Raw genomic sequence first — 14,609 nt, 5'->3', positions numbered from 1 at the left:
TTTCCTCGCTGCAAGGAGAGCATGTGCTCACTGTCGGTGACAAGTTCCCCGAGTTCGAACTGACCGCCTGCGTCTCGCTGGAGAAGGGCAAGGAGTTCGAGACGATCAACCACAAGACCTACGAGGGCAAGTGGAAGATCATCTTTGCGTGGCCCAAGGACTTCACCTTCGTGTGCCCGACCGAGATCGCCGCGTTCGGCAAGCTGAACGACGAGTTCGCCGACCGTGACGCCCAGATCCTCGGCTTCTCCGGTGACTCCGAGTTCGTCCACCACGCCTGGCGCAAGGACCACGACGACCTGCGTGACCTGCCCTTCCCGATGATGGCCGACTCCAAGCACGAGCTGATGCGCGACCTGGGCATCGAAGGCGAGGACGGCTTCGCCAAGCGCGCCGTCTTCATCGTCGATCAGAACAACGAGATCCAGTTCTCCATGGTGACCGCCGGCTCCGTCGGCCGTAACCCCAAGGAGGTCCTGCGGGTCCTGGACGCCCTGCAGACCGACGAACTGTGCCCCTGCAACTGGACCAAGGGCGAGGACACGCTGGACCCGGTCGCGCTGCTGGCCGGTGAGTGACCCATGTCGCTCGACTCGCTGAAGTCCCGCATCCCGGACTACGCCAAGGACCTCAAGCTCAACCTGGGCTCGGTCATCGGCAACTCCGACCTGCCCGCGCAGCAGCTGTGGGGCACGGTGCTGGCGACCGCCATCGCCTCCCGTTCCCCGATCGTGCTGCGCGAGCTGGAGCCTGAGGCGAAGGCGAACCTCACGCCCGAGGCGTACACCGCGGCGAAGTCCGCGGCCGCGATCATGGCGATGAACAACGTCTTCTACCGCACCCGGCACCTGCTGTCCGACCACGAGTACGGCACCCTGCGCGCGGGTCTGCGGATGAACGTCATCGGCAACCCCGGTGTCGACAAGGTCGACTTCGAGCTGTGGTCGTTCGCGGTCTCCGCGATCAACGGCTGCGGGCTGTGCCTGGACTCGCACGAGCAGGTGCTGCGCAAGGCCGGCGTCGACCGTGAGGTGATCCAGGAGTCGTTCAAGATCGCGTCCGTGATCCAGGCGGTCGGCGTGACCCTGGACGCCGAGGCGGTCCTGGCCGAGTAGGCAGAACCGGCACCGGCACCGGCAACCGCACCGGAGCCGGCAAGGGCAACGGCGCCCGAAGGCCCCCTCCCACTCTCCGTGGGCGGGGGCCTTCGTCATGCCGCCGGTGCGGACCCGGACCGGGGCCTGGGCGATGGCTAGGGCCTGTCTTCCGGATCAGGCCGGCTCCTGCCGACCGAGCCTCCTGGCGGACCCGAGCGGGGTCTGGTGCGTGCAGCTGCAAGGCGGAGGAGGGAGTCGACGCGGAGCGTCGGCGACCGACGACAACGCCGCAGATGTGCGTGCCAGACCCCGCGACCCCGGCAAGATCCGGAAGACAGGCCCTAGGCGTTCTCCTCGGCGGTGGCCGGGGCCACCGCCGGTTGCTCCGCGTCCGTGCGGGGCGTCGCCGTGGATTCCGATGCCGTCGACGGCGCGGGCTGCTTCAGGGCCGCTTCCTGGGAGTACACGCGCAGATAGCCCACCACCGTGTTCGTCACCGCCACCAGCGGTACGGCCACCACCGCGCCGCCGATGCCGGCCACCATGCCGCCGGCGGCCACCGTCAGGACCACCGCGAGCGGGTGGACGCGGACCGCCCGGCCCAGGATGAACGGCTGCAGGATGTGCCCCTCGATCTGCTGGACCAGTAAGACGACCACGAGGGTCATGACGGCCGCGAAGACACCCTGGGTCACCAGCGCCACGATCACCGCGAGCGCGCCGGAGGCGACCGCGCCGACGAGCGGGATGAACGAGAACAGGAAGATGAAGACGGCCAGCGGGACGGCCATCGGCACGTCGAGCAGGTAGATGCCGATGCCGATGCAGATGGCGTCGATCAGCGCGACCAGGACCGTGCCGCGGACGTAGGCGGTCAGCGTGCGCCAGGCGCGCGGACCGGCGCCGGCCACGCCCGGGCGGGCGGCGGCGGGCACCAGCTTGAGGAACCACTGCCAGATGCGCTCGCCGTCGTACAGCAGGAACAGCGTCGAGAAGAACACCAGCAGAATGCTGGTCAGCGTCTCGACGACGACCTGAACTCCCTCCAGCCCCGCAGACGTTATCTGGTCGGTGTTGGCGCCGATGGCCTCGCGGAGGTTCTTGGCTATCTGGTTGATCTGCTTGTCGGTGACGTGGAAGGGGCTCTTCAGCAGCCAGTTGCGCAGGTCGTCGATGCCGCTCTGGATCTGGCTGGAGAGGGTGTCGATGTTCTCCATGACCTGCCAGGTCACGAACCAGCCCATCAGCCCGATCACGACGAACCCGGAGATGGCGGTGAGCGCGGTGGCCGGCCCGCGCGGCACGCCGTAGCGGCGCAGCCGGGCGACGGTCGGCTGGAGCAGCGCGGTGATCAGCAGGGCGATGACGAAGGCGAACACCACCAGTTGGACGGCGCTGATGACCCGCATCAGGACCCACACGGTCCCGGCGAGCACCAGCACGCGCCAGCCCGCCTCGGCGGCGACCCGCACACCCCAGGGCACGGCCTGCGCGGGGTCGGGGCGGGAGCCGGCCGGCGCGGTGGCCGGCGGGGCGGGGGCCGCGGGCTCGGCGGCGCGGCCGTCGGCGGCCGGTTCCGGGCCGGCGGGCGAGGAAGCGGTGGCCGAGGAGATGGTGACCGAGGGGGCGGTGGAGCCGGGGTCGCCGTGTTCCTTCTCCACCTCGGCCCGGCGTTCGTCCAGGCGCTCGCTGATCTCGGTGAGCCCGGCGCCCAGTCGGCCGAGCCACCCTGGCACTCGCGACATGATCCGTCCTCTTCCCCCGCGTCCCCGGGTGCTCGCCACCACTCCCCCCTGGAGTCGTCGCGTACGACCGTACAGGGCGAAAGCCCCTCCCCCTAGGACGGGGAGGGGCTGCGCAAGGTTGAGCGAGTCCACCGGGCGCGCCCCCCAAAGGGGCGCGGGGCCGCGTTTGATATGCGGCTCCGCCGCGTGGGCGCGACCAGCCACATCCGGCCCGCACTTGCTCAGTCGGCCGAACCCAGCGGAGCGCCTAGTACCAGTGGTTGGCCTGCCAGAAGGACCACGCGCCGCAGGGGCTGTGGTAGCGGCTGTTCATGTAGTTGAGGCCCCACTTGATCTGGGTGGCCGGGTTGGTCTGCCAGTCGGAGCCGGCCGACGAGTACTTGCTCGCGGGCAGGGCCTGGAAGAGACCGTAGGCACCCGAGGAGGCGTTGACCGCGTGGTAGTTCCAGCCGGACTCGTGGGACACGATGTTGCTGAAGCACTGGAACTGGTCGGCCGCGACCATCTGGCGCGCCATCGCCTGGATCTGCGCGACGGAGTACGAGCTCTGGACCGGGAAGCTCGAGGCGTCACGGGCGCTGTCGCGGCTCGCCGCGGCCTTCGCCTCCAGGCGCTCCTTGGCTTCCTTGGCGGCCTTCTCGGCAGCGGCCTTCTTCGCGATGGCGGTCTCGGCGGCAGCCTTGCGGGCCGCGGCCTCGGCGTCCTTCTTGGCGCTCGCGTCGGCGGCGATGGCCTGCGCGTCGGCCTGCTGCGTCAGGGACGCGGTCTGCACCTGGGCCTGCTGGCCGGCGGGTATGTCCGCGAGGAGGGTGGCGTCTGCCGCCGTCGCCTCGGCGTCGTTGTTCTGCGCGGTGCTGCCCGAGGCAACGCCGACGACGCTTCCGACAGCGGTGACCGCGGTGGCCGAGGCCACTGCGAATCCCCGGACCGAAATCCGGCTCACACGGTTTCCTTCCAGCATCGCCCGCTTCGGTGACCCTGGCGGACGCAATCGTGCCCCTGGCACTGGCCTCCCAACTGCGGGGTCACGGGAGGCGCGGGCCCGGTGGGCAACTCCCCCGAGGGGAGCGCCGCGTGGTGCTCGGGCGGCATACGACGAACTCTATGGAGTTGGTGGTGCTTCTGTGGTGCCGTACCGCTGGGGGTACAGGTGTGTCGTATGCGGGGCCTGACAGGAGTGAGACTCTGCCGCAACCGGACGCCGCGTGGCAATTCTGCGTTGCGTGTGAAAGCTCACATCCTGTTTGGCCCTGGGGATTTCAGGAAAGCTCCACGCGCGTCGGCGCCGCCCGGCTAGGCTCTTGGCCTTTGCCGGACGGCGCCAACACATAAGGGATCAGCGTCAGATGTCCGTCAGATGTACATCAGACGTGCCCGTCCTCCAGCATTTCGGTCACAAGCGCCGCAATCTGGGACCTCTCGGAGCGCGTCAGGGTGACGTGCGCGAAGAGCGGGTGTCCCTTCAGCTTCTCCACGACGGCGACCACACCGTCGTAGCGCCCCACGCGCAGATTGTCCCGTTGTGCCACGTCATGCGTCAGAACCACCCGTGAGTTGGCACCGATGCGGGACAGAACGGTCAGCAGCACGTTCCGTTCCAGCGACTGCGCCTCGTCCACGATCACGAACGCGTCGTGCAGCGACCGGCCGCGGATGTGGGTGAGCGGCAGCACCTCCAGCATCCCGCGCGCGGTGACCTCCTCGATGACCTCGCGACTGGTGACCGCCGACAGCGTGTCGAAGACGGCCTGGGCCCAGGGGCTCATCTTCTCCGCCTCGGTGCCCGGCAGATAGCCCAGCTCCTGCCCGCCGACCGCGTACAGCGGCCGGAAGACCATCACCTTCTGGTGCTGGCGGCGCTCCAGGACCGCCTCCAGGCCCGCGCACAGCGCGAGCGCCGACTTGCCGGTGCCGGCCCGGCCGCCCATCGAGACGATCCCGACGTCCGGGTCGAGCAGCAGGTCGAGCGCGATGCGCTGCTCGGCGCTGCGGCCCTTGATGCCGAACGCCTCCCGGTCGCCGCGCACCAGGCGGACGTTGCCCTCGGCGGAGATCCGGCCGAGCGCCTTGCCGCGCTCGGACTGGATGGTCAGACCCGTGTGCACGGGGAGGTCGGAGACCTCCGGGACGTACACGTGTCCCTCCTCGAAGAGGATGTCCACCTGTTCGCCTGAGAGCGTCAGTTCGGACATTCCGGTCCAGCCGGAGTTCTCCGTGATGGCGAGTTCGGCGCGGTACTCCTCGGCCAGCAGGCCGACGGAGGAGGCCTTGATCCTGAGCGGCAGGTCCTTCGAGACGACGGTGACGTCGTACCCCTCGGCCTGCAGGTTCCGAGCCACCGCGAGGATGCGGGAGTCGTTGTCCCCCAGGCGGTAGCCGGTGGGCAGCACGCTGGGGTCCGAGTGGTTGAGCTCGACACGCACGGTTCCGCCCAGTTCCCCGATCGGAATGGGGGCGTCGAGGCGACCATGCTTGACCCGGTAGTCGTCCAGCAGGCGCAGGGCCTGGCGGGCGAAGTAGCCGAGCTCGGGATGGTGCCGCTTGGCCTCCAGTTCCGTGACCACGACGATCGGGAGCACGACCTCGTGCTCGTCGAAACGGGTCAGGGCGTTCGGGTCGGCCAGCAGGACGCTGGTGTCGAGAACATAGGTGCGCCGGTCGGGCTTGTGGCGCTTTGTGCTGGTCACCACGGAAGGACGTACCCCCTCGGATGAGGTCGGGGAGCGACGAAGTGGAAGCCGGGCCGGGAGGGAAGGAGCATTGCGGCCGGTCCCCGGCCTCCGCGCAGGGCGGGCCGGACACCGGCCCTCCGCGGCTGCTTCCGTGCGGTGGCTGCACGGTCGGGCTGGTGCAAAGGGCCTCCCGGGCGGACGGCCACGTGCCGCCCGCTGAGATCCGACGCCCGTGGTTCGGGCGTCGACCTGCTTGGCTTATGCCCTCGAATATGCACAGCCATGCAAAAGCGGCCATCGGCGCCCCGGTGAACTCCTGGTTACTTCCGCCCCAAGCGGGATGAGTCGAACGCCCCGCCTCGGTGGTGAGGGGCGGGGCGTTCGGGGTGGGCCGGGGTGCGGCGGACGCGTGGCGGGCCGGCGGGGGCGTACGGCCGGGCGGTGCGATCCGTGCTGTTCAGCCGTGCTCAGCCGGGTCCGGCCGGGCTCAGCCGCCGTAGCGGCGGTGGCGCGCGGCGTAGTCGCGCAGGGCGCGCAGGAAGTCGACCTTGCGGAAGGCCGGCCAGAAGACCTCGCAGAAGTAGTACTCGGAGTGGGCCGTCTGCCAGAGCATGAAACCGGACAGCCGCTGCTCGCCGCTGGTGCGGATGACCAGGTCCGGGTCGGGCTGGTCGCCGGTGTAGAGGTGACGGCCGATCATGTCGATGTCGACGGACTCGGCGAGGTCCTCGATCGACACGCCCTTGTCCTGGGCGTCGAGGAGCATGGAGCGCACGGCGTCGGCGATCTCCTGGCGTCCGCCGTAGCCGATGGCCACGTTGACGAGTATCCCGTCGACGTGGGCGGTGGTCTCCTCCGCCTCCTTGAGGGTGCGCTGCATCCCGGCGGGCAGCAGGTCGCGGGTGCCGACGTGGTGCACCCGCCAGCGGCCGTCGGCGGCGAGAGTGCGGACGACGTCCTCGATGATGCCGAGGAGCGGGACCAGCTCCTCCTGCGGACGGTCGAAGTTGTCGGTGGACAGCAGCCACAGGGTGACGACCTCGACGTCGGTCTCGGTGCACCAGCCGAGGAATTCCTCGATCTTCTCGGCGCCGGCCCGGTGGCCGTGCACCGTGGTGGAACCGGCGGCCTTCGCCCAGCGGCGGTTGCCGTCCATGATGACGCCGATGTGCTTGGGCACCTGAGCGTGGTCCAGGTGGCCTTCCACCCGGCGTGCGTAGAGCCTGACGAGCAGGCCGCGCAGCTTGTCGCGCAGGTTCACGGGACCCTCCGGGGGTTGGGCGGGTTTTGCAGCGTACCCGTGCAGGGGGCGCCCCTCGGGTGGGGGACGGTTGCCGGGTGCTTTGAGGTTCCCCATGAAATCAGGCTTCGCGGGTCCCATGGAAAGGGCCGCTCGGGTCCCCATGAAAAAACGGGCCGGTCCGTGGGGGGGAGACGGACCGGCCCGAGGGGGGGCTTCCACCATAACCCTTCGTAAGGGATGGTGCGTGCATCGGCGCAACACAACTACTCTGCGGAGTCGTCCGGCGACGCCCCGGTGCCTCCGGAACGCCGCCTTCAGCGGTGTTTCATGGCTTGTTCACAACGGATTCCCAGGGAATCCGGGCGGATCGCAAGGGATCAAGAGGGTTTGGGCCGTCTTGGTGACCGATCGGCGGGTCGCCTCGGGGTCCCTCCGACGGGCTACCCGGTCAGCGAACGGTGACTTGACCGTTCCGCTCCGTGGTTCCGGGGTATCGCAGCACCGCGCAGCCCCCTCCACTGCGCGGTGCCGCCCGCGCAGTTTTGCTGACGCGAATTACCTTGGTCTGAACTTACGTGACGTGTGGGACGGATGTGAACCGCGGCGGATAACGATGTGGAAACCGCAGAGAAACCGTGAGTGGACTGCGAGCCTGTTTGTCCCCATCCATCCCTCTTGCTACAGCGTCGACTTTCGGACGTCGAAGAGCTGCCGGGTGCTGTGCGCCACGAACGGGCCCTCCTTCTCGATCCGCTCGTGCAGGGCGCGCAGCTGGGGCTCGTACGCCACGACCGTGAAGCCCGGGACCATCCAGATCACCTTGCGCAGGAAGTGGACGACGGCGGCGATGTCGTGGAACTCCATCCGCAGCCGCTCCGCCCGCAGGTGCACGACCTCCAGTCCGGCCGCCTCCGCCCCGGCGCGCTCGCGGTCGGGGTGCCGGGCATTGCGCGTGGCGTCCGGCTGAGGTCCGACGAAGTGCTCCACCAACTCGAACACGCTGCTCGGCCCGACATGCTGGGCGAAGTAGGTGCCGCCCGGCCGCAGCACCCGCGCGATCTCCGCCCAGTGCGGGGTCACCGGGTGCCGGCTGAGCACCAGGTCGAAGGCCTCGTCGGCGAAGGGCAGCGGCGCGTCGTCCGGCGCCGCGACGACCACCACACCGCGCGGCCGGAGCAGCGCGGTGGCCTTGGTCACGTTCGGCGGCCAGCCCTCCGTGGCGGCGAGCAGCGGCGGACGGGCCGGGGCGGCCGTGGCCAGCGCGAAGTCGAACACCTCGCCACCCCCGGTCTGGATGTCGAGCGCGGCCTCGGCCCGGGCCAGCCGCTCCCCCGCCGACCGGGCGTACCCCCACGAGGGCCGCTCCTCGGTGGCCCGTCCCTCGAACCAGGAGAAGTCCCATCCCTCGGTGGGCACGGCGGCACCCTCCGCCACCAGGTCCTCGAACGTGCGATCAGCAGTCATGCGCGCCATGCTCCCAAGGCGTTGTCAGTGCGTCCTGCTAATTTCCGCGGCCATGACGAACCGAGAGGCTGGCTACACCGCCGCCGAGAAGGACATCCTGCACGCGAGCCTGAACCGCCACCGGGACGCGGTGCTGTGGAAGCTGGACGGACTGGACGACGAGCAACTGCGCCGCCCGCTGACCCCGACCGGGACGAGCCTGCTCGGCCTCGTGAAGCACCTGGCCTCGGTGGAGTACGGCTGGCTGGTGGAGACCTTCGGCCGCGAGGCGGAACCGCTGTGGTTCGACCCGTACAAGAGTGAGGACATGTCCGTCGCCGCCGACGAGACGACGGAGCAGATCCTCGCCTTCTACGGCCGTGCCCGCGAGGCGGCGGACCGTACGATCACCGAGCTGTCCCTGGACGCGCTGGGCCGCCCGGCGTGGCGGGACCACTCCGTGTCCCTGCGCTGGACGCTGGTCCACATGGTCACGGAGACCGCGCGGCACGCCGGCCACATGGACATCGTGCGCGAGCTCATCGATGGCGCGACCGGAGAGCGCCCGGCCACCGACACCGACTGACCGTCCCCCGGGGGCGGGCTCCTACCTGAGCATCAGGAGAACGAACCCGTCGTCCTCCTCGCCGTTCATGTCGACACGTTCGAAGCCGTGCCTCTCCAGCAGGGCGACGGACGCGGTGTTCCCGGCATGGGGGTCGGCGTACAGGGGCCGGACGGGGTCGAGCGCCAGGAAGAGGCCGAGGGCGCGGGTGCCGACGCCCCGGCCCCAGTACGCGCGCCCGAGCCAGTACCCGACGAACCGCCGCCCCTCCTCCGCCGTCCAGGACACGATGCTCCCGGCCACCTCACCGTCGACGGTGACGGCCCGCACCAGGCCGTCGGGATTGCCGAGCACGCGCTTCCGCCAGTGCTCCAGGAAGGCGTCCTTCGGCCGGGGCGTGAACCTCGACCGTCGGACGGCTTCCGGGTCCTGTTCGTAGGCGTGGAGGACGAGCAGGTCTTCCTCCGTCACTTCCCGCAGACTCACGTCGCTGCTGTGCGCATCCGTCATGCCTGGGAGTGTGACACCCGCCACTGACAATGCCCGGCGACCTGCGAAGCTCCGAACGCTACGGCACCAGGGGCCGGACCTCCTCCGCGACGAACCGCAGGAAGCCCTCCATGTCGGGCTCGTCCGCCGTCGGCTGGAGGACGACGGTGTCGGCGCCCGCCTCGGCCATCCGCTGCACGGCCTTGGCCACCGCACCCGCGTCCCCGGCGACACCGACGTCCGGCGCCGACCCCAGTCCCTCGGCGGTGAGTTCGGCACGCAGCCGGGCGGCCGCGTCGGGCCCCGTGGCGGCCAGCAGATAGACGACGACCTGGTGCGGCCCGCTCCGCCCCGCCTCCGCTCGCGCCTCCTCGATGATCCGGCGGGCCTGCCGTACGCCGTCCGGCGAGGTGGAGGCGGTCAGCAGGGTGCCGTCGGCACGGGCGCCGGTGAGGGCGAGGGTACGGGGCCCGGTGGCGCCGGCGAGGACCGGCATCGGGGCGGCCGGGGGCCAGTCGAGGGCGACGTCGTCGAGGGTGACGTATCGGCCGCGCACGTTCAGCCGCTCCCCGCGCAACAGGGCGCGCAGCGCGTCCAGATGCTCACCGAGGAGCGTGAGGGGCGAGGCGGCCCGCGCGCCGACCTGCCCCATCCAGTCCTGCACGCCGTGCCCGACGGTCAGGACGGCCCTGCCGGGGAACATGCGCTCCAGCGCGGCGGCCTCCATCGCGGTGACGGCCACGTTCCTCAGCGGCACGGGCAACAGCCCGATCCCGACCCGCACCCGCTCGGTCCAGGCGAGCGCGGCCGCGGCCGTGGACACCCCACCTTCTAGAAAGCAGTCCTCCCACAACCACAGCTCCTCCAACCCCACCTCATCCGCAAGCCGGGCCACCGCCCGAAGCCGCTCAGGAGGAAGCTGAGGACGGAACACGACACCGAGTCCAGTCATGGGGCCTTCCTAGTGGCTGGCGCCGAGTGGGACAACTCCATTACTCCCGAGGGCCTTTGGACAGGCGTTCACCACAGCCTCATGGGTACGGTCCCTGCGGAGGTGGCCTGAGGATGGCACATTGGCGGACGGGCAGGGGAAGTTGATCGTCCACGGGAGTCGCGGCGGGGCCACGGTCTCCGTTCCACTGGAGATCGCGACCTCCTATCGGGCCCGGGTTAAAGGATGCCGATCGACGTCGTCTATCTCGACCGCACCCTCACCGTCATAGCCGTACGCACGATGAAACCGGGCCGCCTGGGCCTGCCCAGGCTCCCTTCCCGGCATGTACTGGAGGCGGAGGCCGGGGCTATGGCGGGGTGGGACCATCTGCTGTAGCCGCCAGAAGATCAGGCAACAGGCCGAACCCAGCTCTTCTCGCTCGGCGAAGCCGAGGGGATCGGGGCCGTAGACCCACGAGCGTTCACCCTGGGTCGAATGCCCCGAAACCCCTGGTCCCTCTTTTTCTAACCCGTTTCGGGCGCAGTACCGGACTTACTGCGGAAACAATCGGAAACGACAGTGGCTTCGATCATTGAAGAGCGCTTGCTCTCGGCGGGCTCGATCCAAAGCCGGAGGTCGGCGGACACGTGACCGTCGGGCGAGTTGGCCACGATTTGCGGAAGCTTTGCCTTGCTCTTGTCGGGGCCGTCCTTGACGATTTTCCAGCCCTTAGCGGGAAGTTCCTTTCGTAGTCGATCCATGGCCTTCTTTAGGTCTTCGCCCGGCACGCCGTAGGAGCTCCACGGGTGACGCATGCGATGCACCTTATCTTCGGAGGCATAGGACGAACAGGGGACGGAAAAAGCACCCGACTCGGTCACCTTTCCCTTCACCGCCAGGATGTCGAGAATCTCACTGGAAGCACGCTCGACGCTCTCCTTGACAGCCTGCTCGTCACGGATTTCAACCTTCTTCTCGCCGCTCACGTGAAAGCACCCTCCCAAGAGGACGGCCGTCAATGCCGTGCATACCGAGATAGCATGTGCCTTATTCAAGGGTCACCTTGTCATATTGTCCAGCGATGACGAGACCTTGATTGCGCAGGCTCGTCGAACCGTCGTCCCAGAAAGCTCCGTGATCCTCGGCATCCGATTCCATGAGGTTCGCACCGAATTCGGGATCGGTGGGAATCGTCCAGTCATCCCCCAAGCCGGCAAGGTACTTTCCGCCAACTCGCACCAATTCATCGTCTCCGCCTCCCTTCATGGCCCACACATGATCGCTTCTGATGCCAAGGTCCGCGGCGTGCTTCACCTGCATGCCCGGACTGCCTGCGGCAATGATGTCGTCCACCGGAAGCGGCCCCTCAGGCCAGCCACGCGTCTTCGCCGCATCTCCGATGAGCGTGGTGCCGTAACTGTGCCCGATCAGGGTGATGTGACCCGGGTTGTTCCCGGACTCCGCCCGATGGGCTGCGAGATTTCCGTCAAGGAAGTGCTGCAGGCCTGGTGCACCCTTCGCCGCCCATTCATCGGACATTGCTTCCGGGAAAAGGCCGGCGCCCTTGTCGAAGGGCTTCGCCTGCAGCGGTGCATCGTAGTCGAACCAAGTGATCGTGGAGACCTTTTCGCCCTGTGCGTACCTGTGTGCTTCATGCCACAGGGCCTCCCCGCGTTTCGTGTCCTTCTCGATGTCTTGCAGCAGCGTCCCCGTACCAGGGACATAAATGCCCGTATGGTCAGCCGTGTCCGGGTTCCCGTTCGCCAGAATGACCTTACCGTCATGCCCCTTACCCTCAGGGTCGAACCCGAGAAGGTATGCCTCAGGAAGACCGTCGGTTCCGGTCGCATCGAAGCGTCTCTGAATGGCATCCATTCCCCTGATTCGACCCTCCAGATCCTGCTTTTTCTCGTTCCACTCCTTCCACTCATCGGTCTCGACCTGCGCACCCTTCACTTCAAGCCCTGTGACAGGGCTGATGTACGCACGGTAGCGCTCAGGCTCCTTCTTCATCCAGGCATCCAGCTTGCCCTGGTACTCGCCCCTGCTCTCGGCCAGCACGACGCGGTTGGCATCGTCGCGCACGGTGGCGGGGAGCCCGTCCATTGCGCCGATGGAGTCGGGGTGGACGGAGATGTAGGCGGCCTTCTCCTCGTCTGTGAGGCTCTTCCACCACTCCGCGTTTGCCTCGGGATCGCCGTCCTTGGGCGGCTTCTTGAGGGAGCCGAGGTACTTGTCGGCCCCCTTCAAGACTCCACCGGTGTCATCCTTGACATCGGTCCAGTCCCGGTTGGTGACCACGAGGTCGTCGTCGGCCTTGAGGGCACGCAGCTTCGGCGCCCACTTCGCGTCCGCGTCCGTCGCTTCCTGCAGAGCGTCGCCGATGCGGTTCGCGAACTCCTGCGCCTTCCCGAAATTTGGATTCGGGTGGATGTTGGCGGCCGAACGCTCCAGCGACGCCGACGTCGGATCCGTCGGGCTCGTCCCCGGTGGCATGGTGCCGCCCTCAGGCACCTTGCCGTCGACTTCCTTGCCGCCTGCCGGATAGGTGACCGAGCCGTCCGTGCCCACCGTGCAGCCGGCCGCGCGCGCGTCCTCAAGCACCGCCTCCAGCTTCCGCTTCGCCGCCGCCATGTCGAACGCGAGACCGTTCAATGCGGTGCTGACCAGGCCGCACTCGGTCTGTATGTAGTGGAAGTTCTTCGACAGCTCCTTCAGCTCCCGCAGAGCGGCCTCCGCGGTCTCGCCCTTCAGCTGGTCGCGGATCCCTGCGGAGATCTGGTTCTCGACCGTGTCCTTGGCCGAACTGGCCATGTCACCCGTGGCCCGGTACCCGTCGGCGGCTTCCTCGTACTCGGAGGGCTTGAAAGCCTTCAGCGTCGCAAGATCCATGGCCGCCGGTTACCTGCCCTTCGCCTGGCCACCGAGCGCCTCGGTGTCCTGGTACTTCAGCTTGATCTTGTCCAGCTCCGCCCTGACGTCCGAGTCGAGCATGTGCAGGTCGTGCCCCGAACGCTCCAGCAGCCCGCCTAACTCGCCGCAGCGGTCGCTCACATCACCGACGTACTTCTTCCAGGAGTCGCACAGCTCCTTCTGCGCCGCCGCCGACTGGCAGCCGGACGTGTCCCCCAGGCCCGACTGCCCGTCCTCCAGCTTCTTCAGCGCCTTGCCGACGTCGCCCTTCAGGCCTTTGACAGCTTCGCCTACCTTGACCCAGACCCTCTTCTCCGACTTCAGACGGCCCGAGACCGCACCGCCTGAAGCGCCCGAAGCACCACCCAAATCGGCCGGAAGCTGGTTCAGCCGCATGTGAGTGGAGCCGCGTGCCACCGCATCCGCCTTCAGCTGCTCCCACTCGTCCCACGCCACCAGCGATCCCTCCCCCTTGTACGCCTCAACGGCGCTGCCTGAGCCTGCTGTTGCGGACGTTACTTCGCAGTCACAACGCACGTTATCCGCGCGCTCCGCCACGGCGACTGAGTACTCCTACTCATGTCGAGGGATGTGACCAGCTGCAACAGTGGCCACGACAGGGTGAATCCGCGACTCGGCGCTGTCGGGTGAGGGAGCCGGACCACCGTCTCGCATCGGCCATTCTCGGCACGGTCTCCGCGCCTTGCGGCAGCCCGCTCTCACCGAGCCGCCGCGTCTGAGCAGGCCGGACGTGGCAGCAGTGAGGCGGCTCGGCGCGCGGTGTGCCCGGAATTCGGCCAGCCTCACGCCACGAGGGCAACGGGATTCGGTGAAGACACAAGATCGCGGATATCTTGCGTAAGTCGCTCCAGTTACACACAGGTATGACTGGGGCACCGTCAGTGAGCGACCCGAGGTGCTCATGGAGAAGCTGGCCGTAGGGGGAGGGCGTGATGGCCGTCGACAGCGCGGGGGAACCGCACTCAACTGTCGCAGATCTGGCGGCGGTTGCGGGAGCGATCGCCGCCTCGGGACTCGGTTCCTTCGCAGGCGTCGGCGCTGCCACGGCACTGAACCTACGCGTCGAGAACGAAACCCTGACGACCTTCAAGAACCGCGTGGATGACCTCCTGACCCGGCTGGAGCATTCGAAGGCCGCCCCGCACAGGATCGCGCACGGCGCCCTGCCAACGGGCCGTCTGGGCACCTTCGACGAAGCCGACGCGCTGCACGCCGCCTACACCCGGGTGCATACCCAACTGGAGACGCTGTCCAAGATGCTGGCGCTGCAGATCGAAGGGCTGGTTGTCACGGTTGAAGCGTCGAAGCGCAACTATCGCGGTGTCGACGACGACGTACGCGCCCGGCTCAGCCGGATCCGGGTCGAGGCCGACAGGTTGACTGCCCACAGCGGTGGACTGAGCAGCGCCCGCGGTGCGAGCCACGGCCCGCAGGGGTCCGTGCCGGAGGACACGGAAGCGGGTGGTCTGTGATGCCCGTGTCGGACA

14 protein-coding genes and 1 pseudogene are annotated in these 14,609 nt (G+C 68.4%); 5 read left to right on the top strand and 10 right to left on the bottom strand.

Going from position 1 to position 14,609, the window contains the following annotated elements:
* The first annotated feature begins 23 nt into the window (after nucleotides 1-23).
* Together ABZ865_RS13490 and ABZ865_RS13485 are read left to right on the top strand one after the other, a co-directional pair.
* Nucleotides 24-578, top strand: a complete 555-nt coding sequence (locus ABZ865_RS13490; protein ID WP_361228562.1) for a peroxiredoxin — start codon at nucleotides 24-26, stop codon at nucleotides 576-578.
* Nucleotides 579-581: 3 nt separating this feature from the next.
* Nucleotides 582-1,115, top strand: coding sequence for an alkyl hydroperoxide reductase (locus ABZ865_RS13485; RefSeq protein ID WP_361228559.1), 534 nt, complete (start codon nucleotides 582-584; stop codon nucleotides 1,113-1,115).
* Between the two features lie 323 nt (nucleotides 1,116-1,438).
* On the opposite strand, the gene ABZ865_RS13480 is transcribed toward ABZ865_RS13485, so the two are convergent.
* From ABZ865_RS13480 to ABZ865_RS13460, 5 genes are all read right to left on the bottom strand, one after another.
* Nucleotides 1,439-2,842, bottom strand: a complete 1,404-nt coding sequence (locus ABZ865_RS13480; protein ID WP_361228556.1) for an AI-2E family transporter — start codon at nucleotides 2,840-2,842, stop codon at nucleotides 1,439-1,441.
* Nucleotides 2,843-3,089: 247 nt separating this feature from the next.
* Nucleotides 3,090-3,785, bottom strand: a complete 696-nt coding sequence (locus tag ABZ865_RS13475; protein WP_361228554.1) for a transglycosylase SLT domain-containing protein — start codon at nucleotides 3,783-3,785, stop codon at nucleotides 3,090-3,092.
* 421 nt (nucleotides 3,786-4,206) lie between these two features.
* Nucleotides 4,207-5,532: a PhoH family protein gene (locus ABZ865_RS13470; RefSeq protein WP_361228551.1), complete on the bottom strand. Its 1,326-nt coding sequence runs from the start codon at nucleotides 5,530-5,532 to the stop codon at nucleotides 4,207-4,209.
* Between the two features lie 469 nt (nucleotides 5,533-6,001).
* Nucleotides 6,002-6,775: an isoprenyl transferase gene (locus ABZ865_RS13465; protein WP_361228548.1), complete on the bottom strand. Its 774-nt coding sequence runs from the start codon at nucleotides 6,773-6,775 to the stop codon at nucleotides 6,002-6,004.
* A 660-nt stretch (nucleotides 6,776-7,435) separates the two neighbouring features.
* Complete coding sequence (locus ABZ865_RS13460) at nucleotides 7,436-8,221, bottom strand: class I SAM-dependent methyltransferase (RefSeq protein ID WP_361228545.1); 786 nt, start codon at nucleotides 8,219-8,221, stop codon at nucleotides 7,436-7,438.
* 52 nt (nucleotides 8,222-8,273) lie between these two features.
* Here ABZ865_RS13460 and ABZ865_RS13455 point away from each other — a divergent pair, with 52 nt between their 5' ends.
* Nucleotides 8,274-8,786, top strand: coding sequence for a DinB family protein (locus ABZ865_RS13455; protein ID WP_361228542.1), 513 nt, complete (start codon nucleotides 8,274-8,276; stop codon nucleotides 8,784-8,786).
* 21 nt (nucleotides 8,787-8,807) lie between these two features.
* Here the strand turns inward: ABZ865_RS13455 and ABZ865_RS13450 are convergent, their stop codons facing one another.
* On the bottom strand, nucleotides 8,808-9,275 hold the full coding sequence (locus ABZ865_RS13450) for a GNAT family N-acetyltransferase (RefSeq protein WP_361228539.1): 468 nt from the start codon (nucleotides 9,273-9,275) through the stop codon (nucleotides 8,808-8,810).
* A gap of 58 nt (nucleotides 9,276-9,333) precedes the next feature.
* Nucleotides 9,334-10,206, bottom strand: coding sequence for an LLM class flavin-dependent oxidoreductase (locus tag ABZ865_RS13445; protein ID WP_361228536.1), 873 nt, complete (start codon nucleotides 10,204-10,206; stop codon nucleotides 9,334-9,336).
* Nucleotides 10,207-10,327: 121 nt separating this feature from the next.
* Here ABZ865_RS13445 and ABZ865_RS13440 point away from each other — a divergent pair.
* Nucleotides 10,328-10,584, top strand: a pseudogene (locus ABZ865_RS13440) (hypothetical protein).
* Nucleotides 10,585-10,712: 128 nt separating this feature from the next.
* Here ABZ865_RS13440 and ABZ865_RS13435 read toward each other — a convergent pair.
* The 3 genes from ABZ865_RS13435 to ABZ865_RS13425 all read right to left on the bottom strand — a co-directional run bounded on the left by ABZ865_RS13435 (nucleotide 10,713) and on the right by ABZ865_RS13425 (nucleotide 13,659).
* Entirely contained in the window at nucleotides 10,713-11,174 is a 462-nt protein-coding gene (locus tag ABZ865_RS13435) for a hypothetical protein (protein WP_361228533.1), read from the bottom strand.
* 61 nt (nucleotides 11,175-11,235) lie between these two features.
* Complete coding sequence (locus tag ABZ865_RS13430) at nucleotides 11,236-13,080, bottom strand: alpha/beta hydrolase (protein ID WP_361228530.1); 1,845 nt, start codon at nucleotides 13,078-13,080, stop codon at nucleotides 11,236-11,238.
* A 9-nt stretch (nucleotides 13,081-13,089) separates the two neighbouring features.
* Nucleotides 13,090-13,659, bottom strand: a complete 570-nt coding sequence (locus ABZ865_RS13425) for a hypothetical protein (RefSeq protein ID WP_361228527.1) — start codon at nucleotides 13,657-13,659, stop codon at nucleotides 13,090-13,092.
* Between the two features lie 395 nt (nucleotides 13,660-14,054).
* Here ABZ865_RS13425 and ABZ865_RS13420 point away from each other — a divergent pair, with 395 nt between their 5' ends.
* Nucleotides 14,055-14,594, top strand: coding sequence for a hypothetical protein (locus ABZ865_RS13420; protein ID WP_361228525.1), 540 nt, complete (start codon nucleotides 14,055-14,057; stop codon nucleotides 14,592-14,594).
* The last annotated feature ends 15 nt before the right edge of the window (nucleotides 14,595-14,609 follow it).

It is taken from the genome of Streptomyces sp. NPDC047085 (genome assembly GCF_040643735.1).
In the GTDB taxonomy this organism is placed as follows: domain Bacteria; phylum Actinomycetota; class Actinomycetes; order Streptomycetales; family Streptomycetaceae; genus Streptomyces.
Note: the sequence above shows the minus strand (reverse complement) of the source record. Positions and strands in the feature narration are given on the sequence as shown.